This window comes from Promicromonospora sp. MEB111 (assembly GCF_030209445.1).
Taxonomy (GTDB): Bacteria; Actinomycetota; Actinomycetes; order Actinomycetales; family Cellulomonadaceae; genus Promicromonospora.
Window position 1 is genome coordinate 128,158 of sequence record NZ_JARVSD010000003.1, and the last position, 12,403, is coordinate 140,560.

Sequence of the window (12,403 nt, forward strand, 5' to 3'; positions counted from 1 at the left end):
CTTGAGGAAGACCTGTGCCCGGATTGAAGGTGTCGCCGCGCTCGGCCGTCTCCGGCGGCGTCGTCGCCGTCTTCGCCGGGGCCCTGATCCTGCTGTCGGTGCTGCAGCAGGGTGAGTCCACCGCCGAGGTCGACCTCGACGACTCCGGCGTCTGGGTCACCAAGACGTCAGCGGGGCTGCTCGGACGGTTCAACAACGAGGCACAGGCGATGGACGGCACGCTGCTGTCCGGCTCGTCGACGTTCGACGTGCAGCAGGCCGAGTACCGGGTCCTGATGACGGACGCGGGTACCGCCACGGCGAGTCCCGTCGATCCGGCGCAGCTCGTCCTGGACGGCACCATGACCGCGCCCGCCGGCGCCGTCATCGCGTCCGGCGGGCACACCACGGCGGTGCTGGACCCGGAGGACGGCCGGCTGTGGGTGCTCCCGTTCGAGGCCGCCGTCCAGTTCAGCGCGGCCGACCTGGAGCCGACGGCGCTGCTCGGGCCGGGTGCCCGGGTCGCCGTCGCGACGGACGGCACGGTCTTCGGCGCCGCCCCCGCCAAGGGCCGGATCGCCACCGTGCTGACGACCGGCTCGGGCACCGTGGACACGGTGACGGACGCGGAGCTGCCGGTCGGCAAGGACGCCGAGATCGAGGTGACCGCCGTCGGCGACCGGCCGGTGGTCCTGGACCGCAGCGCGGCCACGCTGGTGCTGCCCGGCGGTGACGTCGTGGAGCTGGCCGGCGGGGCCGAGGCCCGGCTCCAGCAGCCGTCGGCGGAGGCCGACGCCGTCGTCGTGGCGACGACCAAGGGTCTGGTCACCCAGCCGCTCGACGGCGGCAGCTCGACCACCCGGGTGGGCCAGGGCACCCCGGCGGCGCCCGTGCAGCTCGGCGGCTGCACCTTCGGTGCCTGGTCGGGCACCGGCCGGGTGGTCCGGGACTGCGAGGGCACGGACCTCGACGTGGACGAGCTGCTCGAGGGCGCGGACGGCGAGCTGGCCTACCGGGTCAACCGCCAGGTGATCGTGCTGAACGACGTCACGGCGGGCACGCTGTGGATGGCCGCGGACGACTTCGAGAAGGTCGACGACTGGGACCTGAAGCTGCCCGAGGACGCCGAGGGCGAGAAGACCGAGGCCGAGACCACCACGCCCGAGATGGTGGACCAGTTCATCGCGCAGCGGGACAAGCCCAACCGGCCGCCCGCGCCGAAGGACGACTCGATCGGGGTCCGGCCCGGTCGGACCACCGTGCTCGACGTGCTGGGCAACGACCTCGACCCCGACGGCGACGTGATGACGGCGTCGATCGCGGAGCCCGCCGGCAGGGTGGCCGGCACGGGAGCCTCGGACATCTCGGTGGACCGCGTGCTGGACGGCGCGGCGCTGCAGGCGAACGTGCCGGAGACGGCGACGGGCAGCACCACCTTCACCTACACCGTGGACGACGGTCGTGGCGGCACCGCCGACGCGAAGGTGCAGGTGCGCGTGGTGCCGCTGAGCGAGAACAAGGCGCCCGCGCCGAAGGGCGAACCGGTGCTGCGCGTCGCGCAGGGCGGGGACGCGTCGACCAAGGTGCTGCCGTTCTGGCGGGACCCCGAAGGTGACGACCTCGTCCTGTCGAGCGCGACCACCGCGGACCCGATGGACGAGGTGCGGTTCCGCCCGGACGGCACCGTCGAGTTCCGCGACGGCGGCACGACGACGGGCCGCAAGATCGTGGACCTCACGGTGTCGGACGGGCTCGACCAGGTGGGCACCGGCAGGCTGCTCGTCGACGTGATCGCCACGCAGGAGCCGCCGGTCGCCGTGGCCGACCACGTGACCGTCCTGGCCGGCGACCCGGTCACGGTCCGCCCGCTGCGCAACGACTCCGACCCGAACGGCGACCGGCTGCGCCTGGTCAGCGTCTCCGAGCAGGAGCCGGCCACCATCACGGAGAACTACGCCGCGGGGACGTTCCGGTTCGTGAGCCAGGAGCCCGCCAGCTACGACATCACCTACCAGGTCAGCGACGGGCCGAGCTCGACGATGGGCCTGGTGCGCGTCGACGTGCTCCCGCCGCCCGACGCCGCGGGCCCGCCCGTGGTCGTGGCCGACACCGTGCTGCTCCCCGCGGGCGGCTCGGCGCTCGTGGACGTCCTGGCGAACGACTCCGACCCGGGCGGCGGCGTGCTGGTGGCGTCCTTGGTGGAGGCCGAGGCGGGCGTCACGGCTGTGGTGCTGGACCACCACGTGCTGCGGGTCGCCGAGACCGAGCGCCTGGACCGGCCCGTGACCCTGCGGTACACCGCGTCCAACGGCACGGAGACCGCCGTCGGGCAGGTGCGGGTGGTGCCGATCGCCGCGCCGACCAAGCTGCGCCCGCCCGAGGCCGCGGCGGACGAGGCGACCGTCCACACGGGCGACATCGTGACCGTCCCGGTGCTCAAGAACGACTCCCACCCGGACGGGCTCGAGCTGAAGCTCACGCCCGAGCTGGTGGAGGAGCCGGACGTCGGCGAGGCCTTCGTGTCCGAGGGCACGGTGCGGTTCCGTGCCGGTTCCGAGGCCGGGACCGCGCACCTGGTCTACGAGGTGCGGGACAGCAACAACCAGAAGGACTCCGCGCAGGTCACGATCAACGTCACCGACACCCTGGAGAACGCGGCCCCGCAGCCGCCGGACACCACGGCGCGCGTGCTCGCGGGCGCGGTCACGCGGATCCCGCTGCCGCTCGACGGCAGCGACCCCGACGGTGACCACGTGACGCTCGACGGTCTCTCGGCGCCGCCGTCGCAGGGCACGGCCCGCGTCGTCGACGGGTTCCTCGAGTACGAGGCGTCCCGGGAGTCCGCGGGCGCGGACGAGTTCCGGTACGCCGTCTCCGACACGCGCGGCGCCACCGCCGAGGGCACGGTCGCGGTAGGCATCGCGCAGCCGCCGGGCGTCAACCAGCCGCCCACCGCGGGCGACGACGAGACGCTCGTCCGGCCCGGCCGCGACGTCGCGGTGGACGCGCTGGCCAACGACTCCGACCCGGACGGCGACCAGGTCGGCCTGGTGTCGAAGTCGTTCGAGGGTGCGGAGGGGTTGGACCCGGAGGTCGTCGAGGACCAGGTCGTCGTCACGACGCCACGCGAGGAGGGGACCCAGACCTTCTACTACGGCATCGAGGACACGTACGCGGCCCGCGCCACCGGCGCGATCACGGTCCAGGTCGCCAAGGACGCGCCCCTGCTGCGGCCGGTGGCCCGCGACGACGTGGTACCGCCCACCGAGGTCACCTCCGACACCGTGACCGTGGACGTGCTGGGCAACGACACCGACCCCGACGGCGTCGCGAGCGACCTGACGGTCGCCGTGCTGGACGAGGACGGCGAGCAGCCCGCCGGCGTCACGCTCGGTGAGGGTGGCGAGGTCACCGTGGCGCTCACCGAGGACCCGCAGGTGCTCACCTACACCGTCACCGACCTGGACGACCTGACGGCCAAGGCGTTCCTGCGGGTGCCGCGCGACGGCTCGCTGCCGCACCTGAGGCAGCCGGTCGAGGCGCTGCGCACCTTCGCGGGCGAGACGCTCGAGATCGACATCGCCGACCACGTCGTGGTGGCCGACGGGCACGAGCCGCGGTTCACGGTCGAGGAGAAGGTGTCCGCCGTCGAGGGCACCCGCGAGGTCACCGGTCCCACCACGCTCACGTTCACGTCGGACGAGGACTACGTGGGCCCGGCCTCCGTCACCTTCGAGGTGACCGACGGCGACGGCCCCGACGACCCCGAGGGCCGGACCGCGGTGCTCACCCTCCCGATCGACGTGCGGGCCAGCCGCAACCAGCCGCCCGAGATCAAGGGGACGGCCCTGCTCGAGGTCGCCGCGGGCGAGGAGGCGGCGCTCGACCTGTCGCGCGTCGTGGTGGACCCGGAGGGCGACCCGCTGACCGTCGAGCTCACCGGCGGGGCCGAGGGCATCACGTTCGGCACCGAGGGGTCGACCGTCCTCGCGCAGGCGCAGGCCGCGGTGCCGAAGGGCACCCGCGTCACCGTCCCGTTCACGGTGTCCGACGGCGGGCACCCGCCCGTCGCCGGGGACCTCGCCGTCACGGTCGTGGCCTCGACGCGCCCGCTGGCGCGCGCCAACCCGGACGAGGTGCGCGACGCGCACCAGGGCGAGGCCGCCACGGTGGACGTGCTCGCGAACGACGCCAACCCCTTCCCGCAGGAGCCGCTGACGGTGGTCGGCGCCGTGGTCGAGACGGGCGAGGGCTTCGCCGAGGCGACGGGCTCCACGGTGGTCGTGACGCCGTCGGACGACTTCGTGGGCGCGATGGTGGTGCGGTACCGGGTGGCCGACGCGACCGCCGACGTCAGCCGCGAGGTGGAGGGCACGGTCCGGCTGACCGTGCTGGGCCGGCCGGAGGCGCCGCGCGCCCCGCAGGTCGAGGAGGTGCGGTCCGGGACGGTCGTGCTGGCGTGGGACCCGCCGTCGGACAACGGCGCCGAGATCACCGGGTACACGGCCCGGTCCGGCAAGGGCGACGTCACCGAGTGCCGGTCGACGACGTGCACCGTCTCCGGCCTCAAGAACGACGTGGTCTACAACTTCACCGTCACGGCGACCAACGAGGTAGGGGAGTCCGACCCGTCCGGGCCGTCGGAGGACGCCCGCCCGGACGAGAAGCCGGACAAGCCGGAGCCGCCGTCGCTGACGTTCGGCGACTCGTCGCTCGCGGTCTCGTGGAAGAACCGGGCCTACACCGACCGGTCGCCGATCGAGTGCGTGAACCTGGAGATCAGCCCGGCCCCGGCCGACGGCGTGATCCAGAAGTCCTGCGTCACCGGCACCCGGATCGTGTGGGACGGCCTGGCCAACGGCACCGCCTACACGGTGACGGTGCAGGCCGTGAACGCGGCACCGGACCCCTCGGACTGGAGCGACGCCTCCGCGCCGGAGACCCCCGCCGCACCGCCCGCCCAGCCCGCGGCCCCGACCGCGCAGCGCGTGGACAACGCGCTCGGCGGGCAGATCACGGTCGCGTGGACCGAGCCGGCGAACAACGGCGACCCGGTGGAGAAGTACTACCTGGACGTCTTCGAGGACGGTGCCAAGGTCGAGACCCAGACGGTGACGGGCACCTCGCGCGTCGTCTCGGGGCTCTCCGCGGAGGCCTCCTACACGTTCGCGGTCACGGCCGAGAACAAGGCGGGGAAGTCCCCGGCCAGCGACCGGTCGGCCGCGCAGGTGCCGTACGGACAGCCGCAGGTCCCGGGCACGCCGACGGCGGCGCTCGGCTCCACCACGAGCGGCCAGGCCGACGTGAGCTGGGGCGGGATCGCGTCGGGCGACTTCCGCGGCCCGGGCCACCGGTACGAGGTGCTGGCCAACGGCGGGGGCACCCCCGCGAACGCGGGGACCGCCACCTCGTACACGTTCCAGGGTCTCGGCAACGGCACGGCGTACCGGTTCCAGGTGCGCGCCTGCAACCAGTACACGTGCTCGGCGTGGACGGCGAGCTCGAACGCCGTGACCCCGTACACGACCCCGGGCGCCCCGGGCGTGAGCTGGACGCTGCGCTCGTCCTCCGAGGGCCGGTTCACCGTGTCGCCCCCGGGCAGCAACGGCGGCCGGGCCGTGGAGTCGATGCGGTACCGCGTCAACGGCGGCGGCTGGCAGAACATGGCCGCGTCGGGCGGCACCGTCGACGTCGGGCCCGCGTACAGCACGAGCTACACGATCGATGCGCAGGCCTGCAACGCGGCCGGGTGCGGCACCACGGCGTCGGGCAGCGGACGGACCAACTCGAATCCGGCCAACCGCAGCTTCACCATCTCGAAGGGCGCCGACGGGTCGACGTCGTCCGGCTGCCAGCAGGGCGCCGCGTGCCGGTGGATCAACATGAGCATCACCGGGTGGGAGCCGAACACGGCGTTCACCATGCGGTGCCTGTCCACGGAGCACAACTCCGCGGGCCAGGTGTACTTCCCCCGGTGGGAGCAGGGGCAGTGGTGGGGGCAGGCGTGGGGTGTGCCGCTGCGGACGGACGGCAACGGCAACTGGTCGGGGCAGACCGACTGCATGCACGGCTACACGGGTGAGCACACCTGGATCGAGACCCAGCAGCTGGGGGAGTCGAACCACCTGCTCTGGTGAACGGATGAGATTGCGCCGACACGGTCGCGACACTCCGGCCGCTTACCAGACGAACTCCTACAATCTGGACGGGCGGCATGGGTAGTCCTGCCCACTGAAATTCCACGACGATTCACCCTTCCCCCCGGTAGTGTGCTCCCGTTGCGCCTGTGTGTGCCGTCCGGGCGGGCAAATTTTCGGTGGCGTGATGAAGAGGAGGACGCATGAGCTTTGTCTCACGCGTGTACGAGAACCGCAGATCGGCAGCATCGGTCGGTGTGGTAACCCTCTTCGGCGCGGGGCTCCTGGGCTTCGCGCTCCTCTACGACGGTGAGGCGACCGCCGACGTCGAGCTCAACGACTCGGGCGTCTGGGTGACCCAGACCGCCTCGGGCAAGCTCGGCCGGTTCAACTACGAGGCCAAGGCCCTCGACGGCACCCTGCTCGCCAACTCGGCGAGCTTCGACGTGGAGCAGGACGCCCAGCGCGTGCTCCTGGACAGCACGGGCGACTCGTCCGCGAGCCCCGTCGAGCCGGCGCAGCTCACGCTGCGCGGCACCATGAAGTTCCCCGCCGGCGCGCAGGTCGCCGCGGGCGGCGCCACCACCGCGGTGTACGACGACGAGTCCGGCAAGGCCTGGGTCCTGCCCTTCGACGGCGCGGTCGCGTTCGACGAGAAGAAGCTCAAGCCCACGGTCAAGGCCGGCCCGGGCGGCACGCTCGCGGTGGCCAAGGACGGCACCGTGTTCCTGGCCGTGCCGGCCGACGGCAAGCTGTACACCGTCCCCACCAGCTCGCAGGGCGTCGCCGAGGACCCGGAGGAGTCGTCGCTCGCGCTGAGCGCCGACGCCAAGATCCAGGTCACCGCGGTCGGCGACCAGCCCGTGGTGCTGAACCAGTCGACGGGCAACCTGATCCTGCCCGGGGGCGACTCGGTCGAGATCGAGGACGGCTCCCAGGGCATGCTGCAGCAGCCGTCCGTCGAGTCGGACAACGTGGTGCTGGCCACCACGAAGGGCCTGGTCTCCCAGCCGCTCGGGGGCGGCGACGCGACGACGCGCACGGCGCAGGGCGGGCCGTCGGCCCCCGTGCAGCTCAGCGGCTGCGTCTACGGCGCCTGGAACTCGGGCCAGGTCATCCGTGACTGCGAGGGCACGGACAACGACGTGGACCAGGTGCTCGAGGGCGTGAACGCCGGCATCAGCCTCGTCTACCGCGTGAACCGCAACATCATCGTCCTGAACGACGTCGCGAACGGCTCGCTGTGGATGGCCGCCGACCAGTTCGAGAAGGTCGACGACTGGGACCTCAAGATGCCCGAGGACGCCGAGGGCGAGAAGACCGAGTCCGAGCAGACCACGCCGGAGCAGGTCGACCAGTTCGTGGCCGAGCGCAACAAGGCCAACCGTCCGCCGGTCGCCAAGGACGACTCGTTCGGCGTGCGGCCGGGCCGCACCACGGTGCTCAACGTGCTCGGCAACGACGTGGACCCGGACGGCGACGTCATGGTCGTGAAGGTCACGGGAGAGGTCGACGGCGCGGTCGGCGTCGACCGGGTGCTCGACGGCGCGGCCCTGCAGGCCGACGTGCCGGCGGACGCGACCGGGACCACGAGCTTCACGTACGAGGTGAACGACGGTCGCGAGGGCGGCGCCGACGAGGCGTCCGTGGACGTCAAGGTGGTGCCGCTGGAGGAGAACAACGCGCCGATCCAGTCGGGCGAGCCCGTGCTGCGGGTGGGCCAGGACGGCATGGCGACCATCAAGGTGCTGCCGTACTTCAAGGACCCCGACGGCGACGACATGTTCCTGTCGAACGCGAGCACCGCCGACCCCCTGGACGAGGTGCGGTTCCGCCCGGACGGCACCATTGAGTTCCGGGACGGCGGCACGACCACCGGTCGCAAGATCGTGGACATCACGGTCTCCGACGCCTTCGGGCTGCCCTTCCAGGGCCGGCTGCTGGTCGACGTCATCGCCACCAACGTGCCGCCGGTCGCGGTGCAGGACCACGTGACCGTGCTGACCGGCGAGCCCGCGACGGTGCGGCCGATGGTCAACGACTTCGACCCCAACGGCGACAAGCTGCGCCTGACGGCGGTCGCCGACAAGCCCGGCCTGACGATCACGCCGAACTACGGCGCCGGCACCTTCCGGGTCGCGAGCGACTCGCCCGGCTCGTACGACGTGACCTACCAGATCACCGACGGCCCCGAGCCGACCATGGGCCTGGTGCGCGTGGACGTCGTGGACCCGCCGGACGAGGCGGGCCCGCCCGTCGCGGTCTCCGACCAGGTGCTGCTGCCCACCGGCGGCTCGGCGCTGGTGGACGTGCTCGCCAACGACACCGACCCCGCGGGCGGCGTGCTCGTGGTGCAGGGCGTCAGCGTGCCCGGCGACGCCCCGGTCAAGGTCGCGGTGCTCAACCACCAGATCCTGAAGGTCTCGGAGGTCAAGCGCCTGGACGGGCCGGTGACGGTCACGTACACCGTCGCGAACGGCTCGGGGACCACGACCGGTCAGGTGCGTGTGGTGCCGATCCCGGCGCCGGCCCAGCTGCGCCCGCCGGAGGCGGGTCCGGACGAGGCGACCGTGCACGTGGGCGACGTGGTGACGATCCCGGTGCTGAAGAACGACACGCACCCGGACGGCCTGGAGCTGACGCTGACCGACGAGCTGCAGGAGTCGCCGCCGGCCGCGGCGGGCGAGGCGTTCGTCTCGGAGGACACGGTGCGGTTCCGTGCCGGCCAGGAGGCCGGGACGTACCACGCCGTCTACGAGGTGAAGGACTCCAACGGGCAGAAGGACTCCGCCCAGGTGACCATCGTCGTCAAGGACGACCCGGAGAACGCGGCCCCGCAGCTCCCGGACATCACGGCCCGGGTGCTGAGCGAAGGCACCGCCCGGATTCCGCTGAACCTGGACGGCACGGACCCCGACGGTGACTACGTCACCCTGAGCTCGATCTCCGCGGCGCCGTCGCAGGGCACGGCCACCATCGTGGACGGGTTCATCGACTACACCGCGGCCGAGGACAGCACCGGCCTGGACACCTTCACCTACCAGGTGACGGACACCCGCGGCGCGGTGGGCGAGGGCCTGGTGCGCGTGGGCGTCACGCCGAAGCCCGCCACCAACCAGCCGCCGCAGGCCACGGACGACGAGACGACGGTGCGGCCGGGCCGCACGGTGGCCGTCCGCGCGCTGGAGAACGACACCGACCCCGACGGCGACAAGATCGGCCTCGTGGAGAGCGCGTTCGAGGGCACCGAGGACATGGAGCCCAAGGTCGTCAAGGACGACGTGGTGGTCACCGCGCCGGACGACGAGGGTTCCTACTCCTTCTACTACGGCATCCAGGACAGCTTCCGGGCCCCCGCGAGCGGCGCCGTCACGGTGAACGTGGACAAGACCGCGCCCCTGCTGCGCCCCATCGCCCACGACGACGTGGTGACGGCGGACGACGTCGAGGGCTCCTCGTCGGTGACCGTGGACGTCAAGGCCAACGACGTGGACCCGGACGGTGTGGCCGCCGACCTCGAGCTGACGGTCGACCCGGACCTGGAGGGCGTGCAGATCACCGAGGAGGGCTCGCTGGAGGTGCAGCTCACCGAGCGTGCCCAGGTGATCACCTACACCGTGACCGACATGGACGGCCTGGAGGCCAAGGCGTTCGTGCGGGTGCCGGGCGACCAGGCGCGGCCGCACGTCAAGCCGGGCCTGGAGCCGCTCAAGGCGACCAGCGGCGAGCCGCTGACGATCGACATCGCGGACTATGTGGTGGTGCGCGACGGCACCGAGCCGCGGATCACGGAGGAGAAGACGGTCAAGGCGCTGGAGGGCAAGGTCGAGGTCAAGGACGAGGACACGCTCGTCTACACCTCCGCCGCGGACTTCGCGGGCGCGGCGTCGGTCAGCTTCGAGGTGACCGACGGCGACGGGCCGGACGACCCCGAGGGCCTGACGGCGGTGCTGACGCTGCCGATCGACGTGACCCCGTCCAAGAACATGCCGCCCAAGATCACGGGCCGGCCCGTGCTGCAGGTCGCGGCCGGCGAGGAGAGCTCGGTCGACCTGTCGCGGTACGTCAAGGACCCGGACAAGGACCCGCTGACCTTCGAGGTCAAGGGTGTCGAGGGCATCTCGCCGTCGGTCTCCGGCAACGCGGTCTCGGCCCAGGTCGACCCGTCCGTGTCGAAGGGCACCGCCCAGGAGCTGGCGATGACGGTCTCCGACGGCAAGAACCCGGCGGTCGAGGCCGTGCTGACCGTCGAGGTCGTGGCCTCGACACGGCCGCTGGTCCAGACCACGCAGGACGTGGTGCTCGACGCCCACCAGGGCGAGGCGACCACGATCCCGGTGCTGGACAACGACACCAACCCGTTCCCCGAGAAGGAGCTGACGCTGTCGGGCGTGCCGACCGTCGAGACGGGCATCGGCACCACCGAGTACCGCGGCAACCAGCTCGTGGTGACGCCGGACGAGGACTTCACGGGTGTCATGACCGTGCGCTACCGCGTGCAGGACGCGACCGGCGACCCCGACCGCGAGGTGGACGGCATCGCGAAGCTGACGGTGCTGGGCCGCCCCGAGGCGCCCCGCGCGCCGCGGGTGGAGGAGGTGCGCTCCGAGACCGTGGTGCTGAGCTGGGACCAGCCCAACAACAACGGCGCGGACATCACCGGCTACACGCTGCGGACGCAGACCGGTCAGGAGCACGCCTGTGCCACGACCACCTGCACGTTCGACGGGCTCGCCAACAACGTGAAGTACACGTTCACGGTCACCGCGACCAACGACGTGGGCGAGTCCGAGCCCTCCCCGGCGTCGCGCGAGGCACGTCCGGACGAGAAGCCGGACCAGCCCGAGCCCCCGACGCTCGAGTTCGACGACCAGAGCCTGATCGTGAAGTGGCAGAACCGGTCCTACACGGACCGCTCCCCGATCGAGTGCGTCAACCTGGAGATCAGCCCGGCCCCGGCCGACGGCGTGACGCAGAAGACCTGCCAGCCCGGCACCACGACCACCTGGACCGGCCTGAACAACGGCACGGCGTACACCGTGCGGGTGCAGGCCAAGAACCAGGCGCCGGACCCGTCGGAGTGGTCCGAGCCGTCGGCCCCGGAGACCCCGGCCGCGCCCCCGGCGCAGCCGGCCGCGCCTACCGCCAGCCGCGTGGACACTGCCGTGGGCGGCCAGATCAACGTCTCGTGGACGGCCCCGGCCAACAACGGCGACGCGGTCAAGACGTACACCCTGGACGTCTACCGCGACGGCTCGAAGGTGAACACCATCACCACCTCGGGCACCTCGCAGACCGTGCAGGACCTGAGCACCAGCTCGAGCTACACGTTCACCGTCATGGCCACGAACAAGGCCGGCGACTCGCCGGTCAGCGGGCAGTCCAACGCGGTGGAGCCGTACGGCACGCCGGACACCCCGGGCCGGCCGAACGCGGCGCTCGGGTCCACCACGAGCGGCCAGGCGAACGTGAGCTGGGGCGCCATCGGCGACTTCCGCGGCACCAGCCCCCGGTACGAGGTCCAGGCCAACGGCGGTGGCGCCCGGAGCGCCGGGAACGCGACGTCGTACACGTACACGGGCCTGAACAACGGGACGTCGTACACCTTCCAGGTGCGGGCCTGCAACGGCTACACCTGCTCGGGCTGGTCCGCGGCGTCGGACGCGGTGGTGCCCTACGGCGTGCCGCCCAAGCCGACGATCAGCGCGGTCGGCGGCGACCAGAAGGTCACGTTCACGTGGAACGGTGACGCGACCAACGGCCGGAGCACGACCGTCCGGGTCACCGGCGACATCACCAGCAACGCCCGGTCGGGCAGCCAGTCGGCCTCCGCGGGGTACAGCCAGAACAGGACTGCCTGCGTCACGGTGACCGACACCGAGGGGCAGTCGCAGCAGACCTGTGCGACCGGCACCTCGGACAAGGCACCGGACCCGAAGGCCTGGGTGACCAAGGGCTCCAGCGTCAACAACGGTGACTGCACGCACTCCTCGTGCGCGTACTTCGTCGTCAACTGGCAGGACTTCCCCGGTGGCAACCACAGCGTCGAGTGCTACTCGGGCACCAACCCGGACGAGTCCGGGTGGCACAACATCCTGACGCCCGACCGCTCCTACAGCATGAGCTTCTCGGGCAACGGCAGCCGCCAGCTCAGCTGCTTCTACGGGTACCCGAACACCCAGGTGGCCGTCCGGATCGACGGCACCCTGTACGAAGCGAGGACCTGGTAGAACCGACCCTGCCCGGCCGCCGCGCACGCGGCGGCCGGGCACGCCATGATCGACACA

2 protein-coding genes are annotated in these 12,403 nt (G+C 72.1%); both read left to right on the forward strand.

Annotation, left to right across the window (positions count from 1 at the left end; translation table 11 throughout):
* The first annotated feature begins 14 nt into the window (after positions 1–14).
* Positions 15–6,116: an Ig-like domain-containing protein gene (locus tag QRN56_RS02445; protein ID WP_285100883.1), complete on the forward strand. Its 6,102-nt coding sequence runs from the start codon at positions 15–17 to the stop codon at positions 6,114–6,116.
* Between the two features lie 203 nt (positions 6,117–6,319).
* A complete protein-coding gene (locus QRN56_RS02450; protein ID WP_285100884.1) occupies positions 6,320–12,346 on the forward strand; it encodes an Ig-like domain-containing protein in 6,027 nt (2,008 codons plus the stop codon).
* Positions 12,347–12,403 lie beyond the last annotated feature (57 nt).

Coding starts and splice junctions, on each gene's coding strand:
- QRN56_RS02450 (WP_285100884.1), top strand. CDS start 6,320: ATGAGCTTTGTCTCACGCGTGTACGAGAACCGCAGATCGGCAGCATCG.